Origin of the sequence: Corynebacterium kroppenstedtii DSM 44385 (assembly GCF_000023145.1) — a bacterium.
Taxonomy (GTDB): domain Bacteria; phylum Actinomycetota; class Actinomycetes; order Mycobacteriales; family Mycobacteriaceae; genus Corynebacterium; species Corynebacterium kroppenstedtii.
Window position 1 is genome coordinate 511,779 of record NC_012704.1, and the last position, 17,443, is coordinate 529,221.

A 17,443-nucleotide genomic window follows, 5' to 3' on the forward strand; every position below is an offset into this window, starting at 1 on the left:
TCCATCCGCCCGCAAGACCTCTCAACGCGGCAGGTTTAGCTGGCTTTAGTCGTCGCGAAGTCCTTCGAACAGCGGCGTGGAGATGTAGCGCTCACCGAAGTCGCACACCACAGTCACAATGGTCTTGCCCTTATTTTCCGGCTTCTTCGCTTCCTGAAGCGCAGCCCAGATGTTACCGCCGGAGGAAATCCCGCCGAGGATGCCTTCCTTCGCGGCCGCAGCCTGTGCCGTCGAAACGGCGTCCTCAAAGCTGACGGTCAACACATTGTCCAGGATATCGCGGTCGAGCGTCTCCGGGTAGAAGTTGGTTCCGATCCCCTGGATCTTGTGAGACCCCGCGCGCCCCTCAGAGAGCAGCGGAGAATCGGATGGCTCAACACCAACAACTTTGACGTCGCTCTTTTGTTCTTTCAAGTACTTGCCGACGCCGGTAATGGTGCCGCCAGTGCCGACACCGGCAACGAAAACATCAACGTTTCCGTCGGTGTCGTTCCAGATCTCAGGCCCGGTGGTGTCGTAGTGCTTCTTAGGGTTGGCCGGGTTGGTGAACTGAGACGCCAAGATGGAGTTCTCGGTGCTATCGGCTAGTTCTTGAGCCTTGTCGACGGCACCCTGCATGCCTGATGGAGGCGGGGTGAGGACGAGTTCTGCGCCGAGTGCGCGGAGGAGTGCGCGACGCTCTTTCGACATGGATTCCGGCATGGTGAGCACTACTTTGTAGCCTCGTGCAGCTCCGACCATAGCCAGGGCGATGCCGGTGTTACCAGACGTTGCTTCAATAATGGTGCCGCCGGGTTTGAGGGAACCGTCGGCTTCGGCTGCGTCGATGATTGCTGCACCGATGCGGTCCTTCACTGAGTTGGCGGGGTTGTAGTACTCCAGCTTCACGAGGACCTCGGCGTCGAGGTCTTTTGTGAGCGAGTTCAGTCGAACTAGTGGCGTGTTGCCGACGAGTTCGGAAACATTGTCATAGACGTTTGACATGGGTGAATCTCCAATTCGTGATTTCTTACTGGTCTTTGGTCTAATGGCCGCAGACCTTATTTTCGCTGCGTGCTGAGGGAATCGTAGATGTCGTCCCTCGCCGTTCGTCAGTTTACGCTTTCTTCCCCGAAATAAACAGACAGATCGGTCTGTAACGTGTGGATGTGCACTGAGCGAATGTGCACCGAGTTTGTAACGTGTGAGTGCCTATTGAGAACGAAAACTGCGTTTCGTCCCGTGTGTCCGGGCCTCACGTTAGGATCGTCCCCACAGACTTCTGCCGGATCGCTGATGTCCAGACGGCCACAGATCTGGAACGGGGATCTGGCGCAAGAATCCAGTTGAGACGAATACGTCACTAACACTGAGTACTAACACTGAGGTGGAAAATACATGGCCAGTAACGCGAGCAACAACGCGGAGGACCCGTCGACAATGAGCGAAAAGAATAATGAAAATAAAGCCAGCGAATCGACGGTTCAGCCCGATTCGGCTGAATACGAGACGGTGCTGGTGTCACAGGACGATCGCGTAGCGACGGTGACGCTGAATCGTCCGCGCGCGCTCAACGCGCTCAATGCGGCGTTAGTGCGTGACTTGGTGGATGCCGTTGAGAGTTTGGATACCGATCCGTCCGTCGGAGTGATCGTGATAACTGGATCTGAGAAGGCTTTCGCCGCCGGCGCAGACATTAAAGAGATGAAGGACCGCACCTTTCCTGAGATCAGGGAACGACGGATGTTCGGCGAGCTCGATCGCCTGCGCGAGGTCGATACGCCAATCATCACCGCGGTGTCGGGGTACGCGCTGGGGGGCGGGTGCGAACTGGCCATGACCGGCGACATTGTGTTGGCCTCGGAAACCACGAGCTTCGGGCAGCCGGAAATCACGCTCGGAATTATTCCCGGCCTCGGTGGTACTCAGCGTTTAACCAGGGCAATCGGTAAAGCGAAGGCGATGGATTTGGTGCTAACGGGTCGGCCGATGCGTGCCGACGAAGCTGAACGCTGCGGTTTGGTCTCCCGGGTGTTCCCCGCTGACTCCTTCACCGAGGATGTTTATGAGGTGGCGAAAACAGTTGCTGGTTTCAGCGCTACAGCTCTTCGCGCTGCGACGAATGCTGTGGATCGAGCCTTTGAGACGACGTTGTCTGAGGGGCTTCGTGCGGAGCGGGAGAGCTTTTATAGCCTGTTCGCCACTGCTGATCAGAAGGAGGGGATGTCGGCTTTCGCCGAAAAGCGTCCGGCGAAATGGCAGCACAATCAGTAGAAATTGCTGTTAGTGCATTCGTTCCAGTGTCTTCGGCATGCTCGTGTGACTTCATGAAAGAATGGCACGTATGAGTGCGTCAAAAACGGAACAACGTGACTTTGCTCAGCCGATTGACCGCGTGTACGAAATTTGCTGTAGCGAGGAATTTCTACTGCGAAGTGGTGGCACGTCCGAGAGACCGGTAACGATCGTTGACTCACGCTATGAACATCGTGACGACGGCTCAGTGTTCTCTGAGGCGACGGCAGAACAGGTCATGCAGCCGCCGGAAGACGCTGGCGAGGACGCCAAGCCGAAAACACTTCGCATGACGCAGTCGAGTACGGTTTTTCCGTTGGAAAATGGCTCATTCCGCATTGAAAGTGAAGCGTCGCTGCCGGGGAATACCGGGCGCATGAGCATCACGTTTCGCTATTCTGCGTCGTCCGGTGGGGTTGAGCAGGGTGAAACGAATCAAGTCGGTGAAAAACCGCTCGGTTGCCATGTTGAGGCGAAGGCGACCGCGAAGTCTCGTATTCCTGTGGTGGGGCGGAAACTCGAAAAAAGCGTCGTCTCGAGTCTCGGCTCCTCTTTGGATAGGACGATTGAGCGGATAAATAATCTGGCCACCCAGACGCGGGGACAGTAGGTGTGCTGGGATGATGAAAACACCGCGCTCAACACGCATGGGGGTAGCGGGGGTAAAAACAACGGAACCGTAGGTTTTAATTTTTGGTTTTAGGAGACTATAAACCCCCTTTATAGCGGGCTATCATTCCGTCGTCTCCTGGCGCGGTTTTGGTTGTTGTTTCGTCATTCTGGTGGCTCGTTGCGCCCATTGTTTCGCGCGCCCTTTTATGAAGCCGATTATCCGAAATGTTCACATATTCTCCGTAACTCCTGGTAAATACGTTTTTCCGCGTCGATTAGCGATCGGCTGTCGGTGCGTCGGTAATAGTTGGCACGTAATTTTGCTACTAAAAGAATATGAGAAATCGTATTTATCTCTGTGAGAGAAAGTTCACATTTTTTCACGCTCGCGTAGCCTGCTCACAGTGGAAAACCCCTGATCATAGCCGGTGAAGCGACCGTCGATGATCGTTTGAATCATCTGGTTACGTTTTGTAGGGCAATTTAGTGGCTTTATAGTGAAGCTCGAAGCGTGTTTTTGCCCCCATCGGGTGTAACCCGGTGGGGGATACCAGGAGGGTAGTCGTGGACGCACTACGATACAAAGACGATGGTGAGGCCGTTCGGAGAGCTCTTGCCTCGTTGAAGAACGCCACCGGAATTCCCGTGACTATGTATGGCGCGATCGAGACGGATAACAGCCTGAAGATCAACGCGTGGGTTGGGCTTCGTACACCGGCTTTACACAATCTTTCCATTGACGCCGGTTCAGGTGTGGGCGGTCGCGTAGTAACGACCCGTCGCCCGGTCGGTGTGAGTGATTACACCCGGGCAAAGGTCATATCCCACGAGCACGACCGTGCCATTCAAGATGAGGGCCTGCACTCTGTGGTCGCGGTGCCGATCATCGTCTCTCGTGACCTGCGTGGCGTGTTGTATGCCGGCGTTCACTCGCCAGTCCGCCTAGGCGACAAAGTCCTCGAAGAAGTCACCATGACTGCCCGCACCCTTGAACAGGATCTTGCTGTCGGCGACGCTTTCCGTCGCACCGACCCGACCCGCGGTGGCGGGAAGAGTGGCCGGTTGATGAACGGTGCCGAGTGGGAGCAGGTCCGTTCCACCCACTCGAAGCTTAGGATGCTGGCGAACCGGGTCGAGTCCGATGACCTCCGCCAAGAGCTTGAACAGCTGTGTGACCAGATGGTTCAGCCAGTTCGTGTCAAGCAAACGACCAAGCTTTCCGCCCGTGAGCTGGACGTTTTGGCCTGCGTGGCCTTAGGGCACACCAACGTGGAGGCCGCGGAAGAGATGGGCATCGGAGCGGAAACCGTGAAGAGCTATCTCCGTTCGGTGATGCGTAAGTTGGGTGCGCACACTCGCTATGAAGCGGTGAATGCTGCTCGTCGCATTGGGGCCCTGCCGTAACACAGAGCTCCGGACGTTGAGACCGCCTGTACCGTTACAGGTGCGTCTATAACGAGTCGCGTGTGCCTCCACCAACCCATTTCACGTCGTTACCGTCGTTCGCCACACGCGACAAGATAAACAGCAGGTCAGAAAGCCTGTTGAGATACTTGGCAGGCAACTTCGACGTCGTGTCCGGATAGGCCTCAACAGCTGCCCACGCCGCCCGTTCCGCACGCCGCACCACCGCTCGCGCGTTCTGTAAAAACGCCGAAGTCATCGTCCCCCCGGGGAGGATGAACGAATCAAGTTTAGGCAAGTTCTCATTGAATTCGTCGCACCATTTCTCGAGGCGATCGATGTAGCGTTGCTCAATCCGTAGTGGGGGGTATTTCGGATTTTCGACGACGGGCGTTGACAGATCGGCCCCCGCGTCGAAAAGTTCGTTTTGAATGATGGCGAGCGCGGATTGCGCAGCGTCGGGAAGTTGCGGCTTCTCGGCGCTATTTTCAACTGCGAGAGCCATGCCTATGATGGTGTTCGCCTCGTCGCACGTCGAATATGCGACAAGCCGCGGGTCGTTTTTGCTGACGCGCGAGAAGTCCGATAGTCCGGTGGTTCCGTCGTCGCCGGTTCGTGTGTAGATGCGGGTGAGATGGACGCTCATGATCTCATGTTACGTCCGCGCTCTGCCGTGTGTTCCCCATTCGCGCGCTTTATATAGCCCCGTCGCCCATGAACGGTTTCATCCCGTCGGCAAGAAATACTCCATGAATATTTTTGACAACCGCGCTGTTGAGACGGGTTTCTGCGCATTCCCGATCATGCTTGTTTAACCTGTAAGTGTGAGTGACGTGAAATCCCGAAACGATAGTTTCAAGGTAACTGGTGGAGCCCGTTTGCAAGGGCAGGTTCGTGTGGCGGGGGCGAAGAACAGTGTCCTTAAGTTGATGGGGGCCGCGTTGTTGGCCGAGGGCACGACGGTGCTGACCAATTGCCCCGAGATCGCCGATGTTCCTTATATGGCCGACGTCCTGCGGGGGTTAGGGTGTCGAGTGGTTCTGGATGGGCCGACGGTTTACATCACGGTTCCAGAGCACGTGACGAGTGACGCAGATTTCGACGCTGTGCGTAAGTTCCGCGCGTCGGTGTGTGTGCTCGGGCCGTTGACTGCTCGTAGTCATCGCGCGGTGGTTGCCTTGCCAGGGGGAGATGCGATCGGTTCGCGCCCGTTGGACATGCACCAAAGTGGTCTCGAAAAGCTGGGTGCGACGACGAAAATCGAGCATGGTTGCGTCGTATCTGAAGCTGAAAGTCTGCACGGTGCGTCGATCAAACTCGATTTCCCTTCGGTTGGTGCGACGGAGAATATTTTGACGGCCGCGGTGTTGGCGGAGGGCACCACCGTTCTGGATAACGCTGCTCGCGAGCCTGAGATCGTGGATTTGTGCACGATGCTCTCAGAAATGGGCGCCAAGATTTCCGGGGCTGGCTCGAACACGATCACGGTCGAGGGCGTTCCCCGGCTGGATCCGGTTCGCCACGAAGTGATCGGTGACCGCATTGTCGCGGGTACCTGGGCATATGCCGCTGCTATTACTCAGGGCGATATCACCGTCGGCGGAATTGATCCCTCTTTCCTCCACCTTGTTCTGGAGAAAGTCAAGGGTGCGGGTGCCGAGGTAGAGACCTATGCGACGGGGTTCCGCGTTGTGCAAAACCACCGTCCGAAGGCTGTCGATTACCAGACGCTGCCTTTCCCAGGCTTTCCGACGGACCTCCAACCGATGGCGATTGCGCTGTGTTCAGTGTCGGAGGGCACCTCGGTGATCACCGAGAATGTCTTCGAGTCGCGTTTCCGATTTGTTGATGAAATGACCCGCCTAGGTGCCGACGCCTACATCGACGGCCATCACGTCATGATCCGAGGGGTGGAACAATTGTCGTCTGCCCCGGTATGGAGCTCCGACATTCGCGCAGGTGCCGGGCTTGTTTTGGCCGGTTTATGTGCCGACGGGATGACTGAAGTCAACGACGTTTATCACATTGACCGCGGGTATCCGGACTTTGTGGAGACGTTGACGGAGCTGGGAGCGACGATCGAGCGTGCCCACCACGACTCTGCGGAGTGATGTTCCTTAGTGCCGCAGTGTGATGCTTTGTAGGTCCGTGGCGTGTTCCCTCGTAGGCCTACTGCTTGGTCTCTCGCAAGAGTGGTTTTCTCTGAGCGCTAGGGGGTCAACTAGGTTGCCGACGATGGAGCGAACGGAAAGGGATCGCGTGTGCGGTCCCTTCTTTTGTTTTCTGTTGGTGTGTTTTGTGGTGTTGTGCTGGGGGTTTGTGGTGTGTGGGTGGGGTGTGTAGTGTTCTTTGTCGTCGCCGAGACAGCCGCCGGGTAGCTGGAAAGTTAGTTGCTTGGTTGTTGGTTGTGTTGGTGGTTGGGGTGGAGATTCTTTCACTTTTTGTTGGCTGGTTTCAGATTGCGTGTTTGCGTCTGGCTGGTTGTGGTGTTAGGGTTTCTGCTTGCTGCACATGCTGGTGCACTGATTGTGGTGTGCTTGGTGTTGTGTGTGCGTGTGTTGTGTGAGAACTCGATAGTGTGCCAATGTACTTTTGTGTTGGTCGCAGCAGGTGCCACAGTGTTGTGGTGGTTGCTTTGATCATCATGACAAGACTTTTAACACCTAATTTTTTGGTGTGCTTGTGGTCTGCCTTCCCCGTTGGTGGGCTGCAACAACTATTTTTTCGGATTCCGATACGGGATTTTTTGTGTCGGGGTTTGTTTTTTGCTTGGTTTTCAGGCTTTTTGTGCTTTGTTTGTATGGAGAGTTTGATCCTGGCTCAGGACGAACGCTGGCGGCGTGCTTAACACATGCAAGTCGAACGGAAAGGCCCTGCTTGCAGGGTGCTCGAGTGGCGAACGGGTGAGTAACACGTGGGTGATCTGCCCCTTACTTTGGGATAAGCCTGGGAAACTGGGTCTAATACTGGATAGGACCATGCTGTAGGTGGTGTGGTGGAAAGATTTTTTCGGTAAGGGATGAGCTCGCGGCCTATCAGCTTGTTGGTGGGGTAATGGCCTACCAAGGCGTCGACGGGTAGCCGGCCTGAGAGGGTGGACGGCCACATTGGGACTGAGATACGGCCCAGACTCCTACGGGAGGCAGCAGTGGGGAATATTGCACAATGGGCGCAAGCCTGATGCAGCGACGCCGCGTGGGGGATGACGGCCTTCGGGTTGTAAACTCCTTTCAGCCATGACGAAGCCCTTGTGGTGACGGTAGTGGTAGAAGAAGCACCGGCTAACTACGTGCCAGCAGCCGCGGTAATACGTAGGGTGCGAGCGTTGTCCGGAATTACTGGGCGTAAAGAGCTCGTAGGTGGTCTGTCGCGTCATTTGTGAAAGCCCGGGGCTTAACTCCGGGTTGGCAGGTGATACGGGCATGACTGGAGTACTGTAGGGGAGACTGGAATTCCTGGTGTAGCGGTGAAATGCGCAGATATCAGGAGGAACACCGGTGGCGAAGGCGGGTCTCTGGGCAGTAACTGACGCTGAGGAGCGAAAGCATGGGTAGCGAACAGGATTAGATACCCTGGTAGTCCATGCCGTAAACGGTGGGCGCTAGGTGTGGGTTTCCTTCCACGGGATCCGTGCCGTAGCTAACGCATTAAGCGCCCCGCCTGGGGAGTACGGCCGCAAGGCTAAAACTCAAAGGAATTGACGGGGGCCCGCACAAGCGGCGGAGCATGTGGATTAATTCGATGCAACGCGAAGAACCTTACCTGGGCTTGACATGCACTGGATGCGGCCAGAGATGGTTGTTCCCTTTGTGGCTGGTGTGCAGGTGGTGCATGGTTGTCGTCAGCTCGTGTCGTGAGATGTTGGGTTAAGTCCCGCAACGAGCGCAACCCTTGTCTCGTGTTGCCAGCATTTGGTTGGGGACTCGCGGGAGACTGCCGGGGTTAACTCGGAGGAAGGTGGGGATGACGTCAAATCATCATGCCCCTTATGTCCAGGGCTTCACACATGCTACAATGGCTGGTACAGAGAGTTGCGATACCGTGAGGTGGGGCTAATCTCTTAAAGCCAGTCTCAGTTCGGATTGGAGTCTGCAACTCGACTCCATGAAGTCGGAGTCGCTAGTAATCGCAGATCAGCAATGCTGCGGTGAATACGTTCCCGGGCCTTGTACACACCGCCCGTCACGTCATGAAAGTTGGTAACACCCGAAGCCGGTGGCCTAAACTCGTTAGGGAGCCGTCGAAGGTGGGATTGGCGATTGGGACGAAGTCGTAACAAGGTAGCCGTACCGGAAGGTGCGGCTGGATCACCTCCTTTCTAAGGAGCTTTTTTCTTTTGTGTGTTGGCGCAAGCGCTGGCCGGTGGCTGGTGTGCGCCAATTGTTTGTTTTTGTGGGTGGATGGCTTGCTTCGGCACGCAAGTGTTGCGTGCGGCGCCACAATCATCGGGTATTGGTATCTGGTGGTGGGTGGTGTGTGGCTGACACAGAGTGTTGGGGTGCGTTGGTGCATTGTTGGGTGTCTGGGATGGCACATGGTTGTTGTTCCTGGCCCGGCTACATGTGGTTGCTGTTTTGTGGTGGCTTTGTGTGGTGTGGGTGTGTTGTGTGAGAACTGGATAGTGGACGCGAGTAATCTTTTCTTTTTGTATTTTGTCTGGTTTATTCTTACTCCGTCACACAGACAGTGCTTTGTGTGTGTGGTGGGGTAGTGTGTTGCCTTTTTGTTGTTGTTTGTTGTAGGGGCGCACGGTGGATGCCTGGGCACATTACGCCGATGAAGGACGTGGAAGGCCGCGATAGTCCTCGGGGAGTTGTCAATCAAGCGTTGATCCGAGGGTGTCCGAATGGGGTAACCTTGCCGTAGTTGTGTGCGGTGACCTGCTGGTGAATGTATAGCCGGTGTGGGGGTGACGCGGGGAAGTGAAACATCTTAGTACCTGTAGGAAGAGAAAATAATAATGATTCTGCGAGTAGTGGCGAGCGAAAGTGGATGATGGCTAAACCATATGCGTGTGATACTTGCTAGGGGTTGCGTGTGTGGTGTTGTGGGGCCGTGGTGTTGGGTGGCTAGTGACGCCCTCCTGCGTGTGGTGTGTTAGCGGAAGTGGTTTGGAATGGCCTGCCGTAGACGGTGAGAGTCCGGTACGTGAAAACACATGGTGCGTGGGGTGCTGTGGTGCCCGAGTAGCAGTGGGCTCGTGGAATCTGCTGTGAATCTGCCGGGACCACCCGGTAAGCCTGAATACGTGATGTGACCGATAGTGGATAGTACCGTGAGGGAATGGTGAAAAGTACCCCGGGAGGGGAGTGAAAGAGTTCTTGAAACCGTGTGCCTACAAGCCGTCAGAGCCTCCTTGTGGGGTGATGGCGTGCCTTTTGAAGAATGAGCCTGCGAGTCAGCGGCGCGTCGCGAGGTTAACCCGTGTGGGGTAGTCGTAGGGAAACCGAGTCCTAATGAGGGCGTGTTAGTGGCGTGTCCTGGACCCGAAGCGGGGTGATCTACCCATGGCCAGTGTGAAGCATCGGTAAGACGTTGTGGAGGCGCGAACCCACGTAGGTTGAAAACTGCGGGGATGAGTTGTGGGTAGGGGTGAAAGGCCAATCAAACTCCGTGATAGCTGGTTCTCCCCGAAATGCATTTAGGTGCAGCGTTGCGTGTTTCTTGTTGGAGGTAGAGCGACTGGATGGTTTAGCGGGACTATCATCTTAGCGACATCAGCCAAACTCCGAATGCCAGCAAGGTGAGAGCGTGGCAGTGAGACTGCGGGGGATAAGCTCCGTGGGTCGAGAGGGAAACAGCCCAGATCGCCGGCTAAGGCCCCTAAGTGTGTACTAAGTGGAAAAGGATGTGGGATCGCGAAGACAACCAGGAGGTTGGCTTAGAAGCAGCCATCCTTGAAAGAGTGCGTAATAGCTCACTGGTCGAGTGGTTGTGCGCCGACAATGTAGTGGGGCTTAAGTGCACCGCCGAAGCCGCGGAAACCATGCTTTTGTGTGTGGTTTGGTAGGGGAGCGTTGTGTGCTCGTGGAAGCTGCCAGGTGACTGGTGGTGGAGGGTATGCGAGTGAGAATGCAGGCATGAGTAGCGAATGACAAGTGAGAATCTTGTCCGCCGGATGACTAAGGGTTCCTGGGTTAAGCTTTTCTTCCCAGGGTGAGTCGGGGCCTAAGGCGAGGCCGTCAGGCGTAGTCGATGGATAACGGGTTGATATTCCCGTACCCGTGCATGCGCGCCCATGGTGAATCAGTGATACTAACCGCCCTGAAGCACGTGCAATGATCTTTTGGGTTGTTGTGTGTGTGGATGCGTGGGGCCTGATCTGGTAGTAGTCAAGTGATGGGGTGACGCAGTGTGGTAGCCGAGCCACTTATTGGATTGTGGTGTAAGCGTGTAGCCCGGCATCTAGGTAAATCCGGATGCTGTTGTGGGTGAGGCGTGATGCGTACCCGTTGTGGGGATGTTGGTGATCCATTGCTGTCGAGAAAAGCCTCTAGCGATGTGTGTGTGCGGCCCGTACCCGAAACCGACACAGGTGGTCAGGTAGAGAATACTAAGGCGACGGGTGAACTGTGGTTAAGGAATTCGGCAAAATGCCCCCGTAACTTCGGGAGAAGGGGGACCACTGCTGGTGACAGACTGGTTGAGCTGGTGGTGGTCGCAGAGAGTAGAGGGAAGCGACTGTTTACTAAAAACACAGGTCCGTGCGAAGACGTGAAGTCGAGGTATACGGACTGACGCCTGCCCGGTGCTGGAAGGTTAAGAGGACCTGTTAGGCCACGTTGTGGTCGAAGCGGAGAATTTAAGCCCCAGTAAACGGCGGTGGTAACTATAACCATCCTAAGGTAGCGAAATTCCTTGTCGGGTAAGTTCCGACCTGCACGAATGGCGTAACGACTTCTCTGCTGTCTCAACCACAGGCCCGGCGAAATTGCAGTACGAGTAAAGATGCTCGTTACGCGCGGCAGGACGAAAAGACCCCGGGACCTTCACTATAGCTTGGTATTGGTGTTTGGTTCGGTTTGTGTAGGATAGGTGGGAGACTGTGAAGCGGCCACGCTAGTGGTGGTGGAGTCGTTGGTGAAATACCACTCTGATCGTATTGAGCATCTCAACCTCGGCCCATGATCTGGGTTAGGGACAGTGCCTGGTGGGTAGTTTAACTGGGGCGGTTGCCTCCTAAATGGTAACGGAGGCGCCCAAAGGTTCCCTCAGCCTGGTTGGCAATCAGGTGGTGAGTGTAAGTGCATAAGGGAGCTTGACTGTGAGACTGACGGGTCGAGCAGGAACGAAAGTTGGGACTAGTGATCCGGCACTGGCTTGTGGATGCGGTGTCGCTCAACGGATAAAAGGTACCCCGGGGATAACAGGCTGATCTTCCCCAAGAGTCCATATCGACGGGATGGTTTGGCACCTCGATGTCGGCTCGTCGCATCCTGGGGCTGGAGTAGGTCCCAAGGGTTGGGCTGTTCGCCCATTAAAGCGGCACGCGAGCTGGGTTTAGAACGTCGTGAGACAGTTCGGTCTCTATCCGCCGCGCGCGTGGAAACTTGAGAAAGGCTGTCCCTAGTACGAGAGGACCGGGACGGACGTACCTCTGGTGTGCCAGTTGTTCTGCCTGGGGCAGGGCTGGTTGGCTACGTACGGGAGGGATAACCGCTGAAAGCATCTAAGCGGGAAGCCTGTTTCATGATGAGGTTTCTTTTGAGGTTCCCCAGAGATGATGGGGTTGATAGGCCGGATCTGTAAGCATTGTGAGGTGTTGAGGTGACCGGTACTAATTGACCGAACTAAACAACAACAAAGTCTTGTGGCGGAATACGATGGTTTGTTGGTTGCTTGCGTCTGCTGTTTGGTGTCTTGTGCAGCACACCACCCGGTGTTGGGTGTGTGTTGTCCCTATAGGTTGTGTTGGTGGTTAGTGCGGTGGGGTCACGCCCGGTCCCTTTCCGAACCCGGAAGCTAAGCCTGCCTGCGCCGATGGTACTGCACCTGGGAGGGTGTGGGAGAGTAGGTCGCCGCCAACCGTAACGTAGTTAATTTAATATGTTGTGTGTGTTTGTGTGTGCACGCACCCGAGATTCGGGCGGGCATACCTGTATCTACTAATCAATCCAATCCGGTCGGGCTCGACGCGGAGGGAGCCCCCATATTCGGGCTAAGCGAGGCCCATGCCAGCGTCCACTACTTTTTCGTCCGCGTCTGCACTATTTTGCTTTCGCCCATGCGGTCAGCTTATCAACGGCACCGTCAATGACGTTCGCCTTCTTACAAAAAGCCCACCGAACCAGGGTTCGATACTGTTCCTCATCGTCAACGAACGCGGTGACAGGAATAGCTGCAACGCCCGCGTCCTTCGGAAGAGCAAGACAGAAGTCATCTGCGGTCATGTTCTTCGTCGCTTCGCACGTTGAGATGTCGGTAACCACGAAATATGACCCATCACTGGGGTACACGGTCATCCCGATATCCCCACACACCTTTGCGATCTTCTTATAGTTGCTTTCCAACCGCTGGCTCAGTCCTTCGACCCAATCAGCTTCCTCACGTAACGCGTACGCCACTGCCGGTTGAAACGGTGTCGCCCCCACAAAGGACATATATTGCTTCGCTGTGATCGCCGCATCAACGAGCGGAGCAGGACCCATAACCCACTCCGTCTTCCAGCCCGTCGCATTAAAGGACTTCGCCGTCGACGAAACGGTCACAGTGCGCTCGCGCAAACTTCCCACGGAGGCCACGGGAACGTGGCGCGCTCCACTAAACACCAGGTGCTCATAGACCTCGTCGGAAAGGACAAGGCAGTCGTGAGCCTCCGCAACTTCGCTGATCGCCAGTGTTTCGTCGGTTGTAAATACGTGCCCTGTCGGATTGTGAGGAGTGTTGACGACAATCATCCTCGTCTCATCCGACACAGTGCGGCGCAGTGCCTCAACATCTAATGCCCAGCGTGGGGTGCCGTCCTCGTCTGTCGTTGGGAGCAGCGGGACCGCTACATGGTTGCCACCCGCCAGCCGGACAGCAGCTGCATAAGCGTCGTAATAAGGTTCGATGAGGACCACTTCAGAGCCGGGCTCGACCAACGCCAAAATCGACGCTGCAATACCTTCCGTGGCACCGACGGTCACAGCAACCTCGGTATCCGGATCAAAAACCTGGCCGTAGCTCTGCTCGCGATTAGCAGATATCGCTTTGCGTAGCTCCGGTATGCCCCGGCCTGGAGCGTACTGGTTATTGCCCGACAAAATCTGCTCAGAGGCGATCTCCAGCATTCTTCGTGGGCCGTCGCTGTCCGGAAAACCCTGGCCCAAGTTAATCGCGTTGTTTTCTACTGCTAACCGGGTGATGCGCGAAAAGATCGTCTCAGGGATGTCACGGAGGCGCGACACGATCGGTGAAGTTAAAAGTGAACCGCTCTGTTCAGTCATGGAGCCATTGTAAACACCAGCGCGGATAACGCCGCAGACGGGGCTGGTCATGAGTGGCCGGGGCTCCGGGCAAACACGACGGCTCTGTAAACACAACGGCCGTATGAACTAGGCGGTATATAAAATAGCCACATGGCCAACAAACCCACCTCTGGATCTTCATCGTCGTCTGCGTCCCTAACCAGTGCATCGTCTTCCGCATCGGCCGGCACCTCTGCCGGTACCTCTGGCTCGGCCGGTTCTTCTGCGGGTAACACCGGGGTGGGTCGGTCGGACGATGTGCTCGCGGGGAACCCGATCCTCACTCCGGAACAACAGCTTGACCAGATCGCGAGCTTTATTTCGGTCCACTACAAAGAGGTGTGGGACATTATTTCTTCCCCAGGGGATTTCTCCGCTGAGCGTGAGCAGCAAGCACCGGGAGAGCAACGCCAGTTGCAAGAGGACGCCGAGCAGACAGTGGGGCGTTTAAACGACATCGTGACGCATACCTCGCAGCTCGTTCTCGGGGTGGGCCTCGACCACTCCATCCCGGGCGTGGCATTCACGTCGAACGGGCCAGACATGCACACCGTCGACGGCAACACCGCAGTCTTCGTCCCCTCAACCCCCACAGGGCGGATAGCGGTATCGCTACATGGTGGCCCGGGGTGGCACGGATCAGGACAGGAACTCGAGATCTTCTGGCGGCCAACCATCGCCGCGATCGCAGAGCTCTCCGGCACAACAATTATCGACGTCGACTATCAGCTTCCCCTCATACGACGGCGCCTTTCCTCCGATGCGCAAGGAAACGCTGTGTATAGCGATCACGCCGAGGGGACAGAAGGAATCATTCGTGATGCGCTTGCCGCAGTCGACGCGGCGGAAGGTGTGCTCAGCACTATCCCCAGCGATACACGTGAATCAGACAGCACCACCATTACGCACGACGAGGCCCGAGGCTACGACATCGTGGCCTTCGGCAGCGGTACATCTGCTGGGCTAGAGCTCGCAGCGAAGTGGAACAGCGAGCGCATTGTTCTGCAGCACCCTCGGCTATTCCAGCCCAGTCCAGAGAACGAGACGTGGCGGAACCACGATTTCAGCCAGACTCAAGTTCTTGTTCAGAAAGCCACGCGCGACACCATCGCCGTCGATCCAGAAGCGATTGCTCATAACCTTCAGGAGCTAGGAGCAACCACAACCGTGACCGAGCACCTGGGCTACCACGTGTTGGCTACTCCGGCGGTACAAAGAGAGTGCGCCCAAGAAGCCGCCAACTTCCTCCAGGACGGATCTGTTCGCTAAGGATCTCTTCACGGATTTATCCGCCACGGCGTCAGCGCTCGATTGGGACGGCAGCTCTCATCGAGGAGACAGCACGCACATCGACGTCAGCTACAGCGGCAAGAGATTCCGCTTCGCACCCATCACGTCGTCAATGCGATCAAGATTGTCGGCCAGCATTTTCCACTGTTGGGGCGCAATGGCAGCCTCGGCATCGCGCACAACGTTCTGGTTCTTCGTCGCCCACCCAATCGGCATGGGATTAATCTCATCCCACCGATCCTTATGCTGAACCGACCGCGTCGCCGTGACCGCTACCGACGGGATACGCTCGCCGACCTCGCGCACCGTACCCGGAATCCGTGCCACGGTCCGTGCAGACAGCGCCCACCGCGGCTCATCATCCGCATTCACCGAGGTATTCACCAACGCCATGATCTCAACGTCGTGGGGATTCACCCGGGCAACCATCGCCGGTGCCAGCTCATAGCGGTCATACAACGACTGTCCCGAACCCACCATGCGCGGAATGACCTGAACCATCACCAGGCTGAACAACCCGAAGAGCCCCAGAACTATGGCGAACAACACGAAGGCACCGTCGTGGCCAGCAAAAATAAAGATGAGGACAGCTGCGACAACGAGGATCCCACCGAGCACGCCGGCACTCACCTGGAGCCGGCGCGAATCTCGCACGAACTCATTATGTTGGCGGTTAAAAGCCTCGTCCACGGTGAACTGAAAAGTGCTCATGGTGTTAGTCATCCTCAAGGTCCGGTAAATCCGCCGAGTTCACAATCCGGTACGCATACCCCTGCTCAGCCAAGAAACGCTGACGATGGGCCGCGTACTCGGCGTCGATCGTATCGCGCGACACCACTGTGTAGAAATGCGCACTCCCGCCGTCGCGCTTGGGGCGCATCAAACGGCCCAAACGCTGCGCCTCTTCCTGCCGCGAACCAAACGTCCCGGACACCTGAATAGCCAACGACGCCTCAGGTAAATCAATAGAGAAGTTCGCCACTTTACTGACGACGAGCGTCGAAATCTCCCCAGAACGGAACTGCTCGAAAAGCTCTTCGCGCTTCTTATTCCGCGTTTTGCCGTCGATAAGGGGAGCGTTCAGCTTCTCGCTCAGCTCCTCCAACTGGTCGATGTACGCGCCAATGATCAACGTCGGTTCGTTGGGGTGCTGGGCCATGATCTTGCGAGCCACGCGGATCTTCGTCCCCGAGCACGCCGACAACCGATACTTATCCGACTTTTCAGCGGTGGCGTACACCATGCGCTCTGACTCGGTCATCATGGACCGCACCTCAATACACTCCGCCGGCGCAATCCAGCCTTGGGCCTCGATGTCCTTCCACGGTGCGTCATAGCGCTTGGGCCCAATCAAGCTGAACACATCGCCCTCACGGCCATCCTCACGCACCAGCGTCGCCGTCAAACCCAAACGACGACGAGACTGCAGATCAGAGGTCAAACGAAACACCGGGGCAGGCAGCAGGTGCACCTCGTCGTAAATAATGAGGCCCCAATCGCGCGAATCGAAGAGCTCCAGCGCGCGATACTCACCGCGGGTTTTTCGGGTCACGACCTGGTACGTTGCGATCGTCACCGGGCGGATTTCCTTCTTCTCGCCGGAGTACTCGCCGATCTCATCCTCGGTGAGGGTGGTGCGACGAATCAGCTCGTCCCGCCACTGGCGCCCCGATACGGTATTCGTCACCAGAATCAGCGTCGTCGTCTTGGACTTCGCCATGGCCGCCGCCCCGACCATCGTTTTACCTGCTCCACAGGGTAAAACGACGACGCCGGACCCGCCATCCCAAAACGAATCCGCCGCGAGTTTTTGATAATCGCGAAGCTGCCAGTCCACGTTCTCCGTCGACAAGGAAATAGCATGGGCCTCACCGTCGACGTAGCCCGCCTGGTCATCGGCAGGCCACCCGACCTTCAGCAACTCCTGCTTCAGGCGACCGCGCTCGGAGGGATGAACAGTCCACGCATCATCCGCAATGGCAGACCCCAGCATGGGCTTGATCTTCTTGTGGCGAATAACCTCCGACAACACGGCCTTATCCGTCGCGTGCAGAACCAGTCCGTGGATCGGATCCTTGTGCAACGTCAGGCGGCCATAGCGGCCCATCGTGTCGGCAATATCCACCAGCAGCGGCTGCGGAACAGGGAAACGAGAATAATTCTCCAGCACATCGACAACCTGTTCAGCGTCGTGTCCGGCAGCGCGCGCATTCCACAATGCCAGCGGCGTAATGCGGTACGTGTGGATGTGCTCAGGTGCTCGCTCAAGCTCAGCAAACGGGGCCAAAGCAGCACGGGCCTCCTCGGCCTTCGGATGATCAATTTCAAGCAGAACTGTCTTATCTGATTGAACAATAAGAGGCCCATCGAAGGCGTTAGTGCCCTGCGCCATACAAACCCTTTCCTTTCGTTGC

11 protein-coding genes and 3 rRNA genes are annotated in these 17,443 nt (G+C 56.5%); 9 read left to right on the forward strand and 5 right to left on the reverse strand.

The window, feature by feature from the left end:
• Positions 1 to 45: 45 nt before the first annotated feature.
• Complete coding sequence (gene cysK / locus CKROP_RS02050) at positions 46 to 984, reverse strand: cysteine synthase A (RefSeq protein WP_012731086.1); 939 nt, start codon at positions 982 to 984, stop codon at positions 46 to 48.
• Positions 985 to 1,377: 393 nt separating this feature from the next.
• Between cysK and CKROP_RS02055 the strand changes: the two genes are divergently transcribed.
• The 3 genes from CKROP_RS02055 to ramA all read left to right on the forward strand — a co-directional run bounded on the left by CKROP_RS02055 (position 1,378) and on the right by ramA (position 4,290).
• A complete protein-coding gene (locus CKROP_RS02055; RefSeq protein ID WP_012731087.1) occupies positions 1,378 to 2,253 on the forward strand; it encodes an enoyl-CoA hydratase-related protein in 876 nt (291 codons plus the stop codon).
• Positions 2,254 to 2,323: 70 nt separating this feature from the next.
• Positions 2,324 to 2,884, forward strand: a complete 561-nt coding sequence (locus CKROP_RS02060; protein WP_012731088.1) for a DUF2505 domain-containing protein — start codon at positions 2,324 to 2,326, stop codon at positions 2,882 to 2,884.
• 566 nt (positions 2,885 to 3,450) lie between these two features.
• Complete coding sequence (gene ramA / locus CKROP_RS02065) at positions 3,451 to 4,290, forward strand: acetate metabolism transcriptional regulator RamA (RefSeq protein ID WP_012731089.1); 840 nt, start codon at positions 3,451 to 3,453, stop codon at positions 4,288 to 4,290.
• A gap of 46 nt (positions 4,291 to 4,336) precedes the next feature.
• Here ramA and CKROP_RS02070 read toward each other — a convergent pair whose 3' ends face one another.
• A complete protein-coding gene (locus CKROP_RS02070; RefSeq protein WP_012731090.1) occupies positions 4,337 to 4,936 on the reverse strand; it encodes a cob(I)yrinic acid a,c-diamide adenosyltransferase in 600 nt (199 codons plus the stop codon).
• On the opposite strand from CKROP_RS02070, the gene CKROP_RS11445 reads away from it, so the two are divergent.
• The 5 genes from CKROP_RS11445 to rrf all read left to right on the forward strand — a co-directional run bounded on the left by CKROP_RS11445 (position 4,935) and on the right by rrf (position 12,317).
• Positions 4,935 to 5,105 carry a hypothetical protein gene (locus CKROP_RS11445; RefSeq protein WP_169302945.1) on the forward strand — a complete coding sequence of 57 codons (171 nt, stop codon included), beginning with the start codon at positions 4,935 to 4,937 and terminating at the stop codon, positions 5,103 to 5,105. The genes CKROP_RS02070 and CKROP_RS11445 overlap by 2 nt on opposite strands.
• Before the next feature lie 18 nt (positions 5,106 to 5,123).
• On the forward strand, positions 5,124 to 6,401 hold the full coding sequence (gene murA / locus CKROP_RS02075; protein ID WP_012731091.1) for a UDP-N-acetylglucosamine 1-carboxyvinyltransferase: 1,278 nt from the start codon (positions 5,124 to 5,126) through the stop codon (positions 6,399 to 6,401).
• A 686-nt stretch (positions 6,402 to 7,087) separates the two neighbouring features.
• Positions 7,088 to 8,608, forward strand: a 16S ribosomal RNA gene (locus CKROP_RS02080).
• A 409-nt stretch (positions 8,609 to 9,017) separates the two neighbouring features.
• Positions 9,018 to 12,092 (forward strand): 23S ribosomal RNA (locus CKROP_RS02085).
• Positions 12,093 to 12,200: 108 nt separating this feature from the next.
• A 5S ribosomal RNA gene (gene rrf, locus CKROP_RS02090) occupies positions 12,201 to 12,317 on the forward strand.
• Together the 16S, 23S and 5S rRNA genes form the textbook arrangement of a ribosomal RNA operon.
• A gap of 180 nt (positions 12,318 to 12,497) precedes the next feature.
• On the opposite strand, the gene CKROP_RS02095 is transcribed toward rrf, so the two are convergent.
• Positions 12,498 to 13,718 (reverse strand): aminotransferase class I/II-fold pyridoxal phosphate-dependent enzyme, encoded by a 1,221-nt coding sequence (locus tag CKROP_RS02095; protein WP_052292448.1) that lies wholly within the window; start codon positions 13,716 to 13,718, stop codon positions 12,498 to 12,500.
• Positions 13,719 to 13,850: 132 nt separating this feature from the next.
• Between CKROP_RS02095 and CKROP_RS10530 the strand changes: the two genes are divergently transcribed.
• A complete protein-coding gene (locus tag CKROP_RS10530) occupies positions 13,851 to 15,008 on the forward strand; it encodes a hypothetical protein (RefSeq protein ID WP_052292329.1) in 1,158 nt (385 codons plus the stop codon).
• Between the two features lie 90 nt (positions 15,009 to 15,098).
• Here CKROP_RS10530 and CKROP_RS02105 read toward each other — a convergent pair whose 3' ends face one another.
• Entirely contained in the window at positions 15,099 to 15,740 is a 642-nt protein-coding gene (locus CKROP_RS02105) for a DUF3239 domain-containing protein (RefSeq protein ID WP_012731095.1), read from the reverse strand.
• 4 nt (positions 15,741 to 15,744) lie between these two features.
• A complete protein-coding gene (locus CKROP_RS02110; RefSeq protein ID WP_012731096.1) occupies positions 15,745 to 17,421 on the reverse strand; it encodes a DNA repair helicase XPB in 1,677 nt (558 codons plus the stop codon).
• Between the last annotated feature and the right edge of the window lie 22 nt (positions 17,422 to 17,443).

Bases quoted from the DNA above. Each gene is read 5' to 3' on its own strand.
- CKROP_RS02105 (WP_012731095.1), bottom strand. From the start codon at position 15,740: ATGAGCACTTTTCAGTTCACCGTGGACGAGGCTTTTAACCGCCAACAT.
- CKROP_RS02055 (WP_012731087.1), top strand. From the start codon at position 1,378: ATGGCCAGTAACGCGAGCAACAACGCGGAGGACCCGTCGACAATGAGC.
- CKROP_RS02095 (WP_052292448.1), bottom strand. From the start codon at position 13,718: ATGACTGAACAGAGCGGTTCACTTTTAACTTCACCGATCGTGTCGCGC.
- CKROP_RS02110 (WP_012731096.1), bottom strand. From the start codon at position 17,421: ATGGCGCAGGGCACTAACGCCTTCGATGGGCCTCTTATTGTTCAATCA.
- cysK (WP_012731086.1), bottom strand. From the start codon at position 984: ATGTCAAACGTCTATGACAATGTTTCCGAACTCGTCGGCAACACGCCA.
- CKROP_RS02060 (WP_012731088.1), top strand. From the start codon at position 2,324: ATGAGTGCGTCAAAAACGGAACAACGTGACTTTGCTCAGCCGATTGAC.
- CKROP_RS02070 (WP_012731090.1), bottom strand. From the start codon at position 4,936: ATGAGCGTCCATCTCACCCGCATCTACACACGAACCGGCGACGACGGA.
- CKROP_RS11445 (WP_169302945.1), top strand. From the start codon at position 4,935: ATGATCTCATGTTACGTCCGCGCTCTGCCGTGTGTTCCCCATTCGCGC.
- CKROP_RS10530 (WP_052292329.1), top strand. From the start codon at position 13,851: ATGGCCAACAAACCCACCTCTGGATCTTCATCGTCGTCTGCGTCCCTA.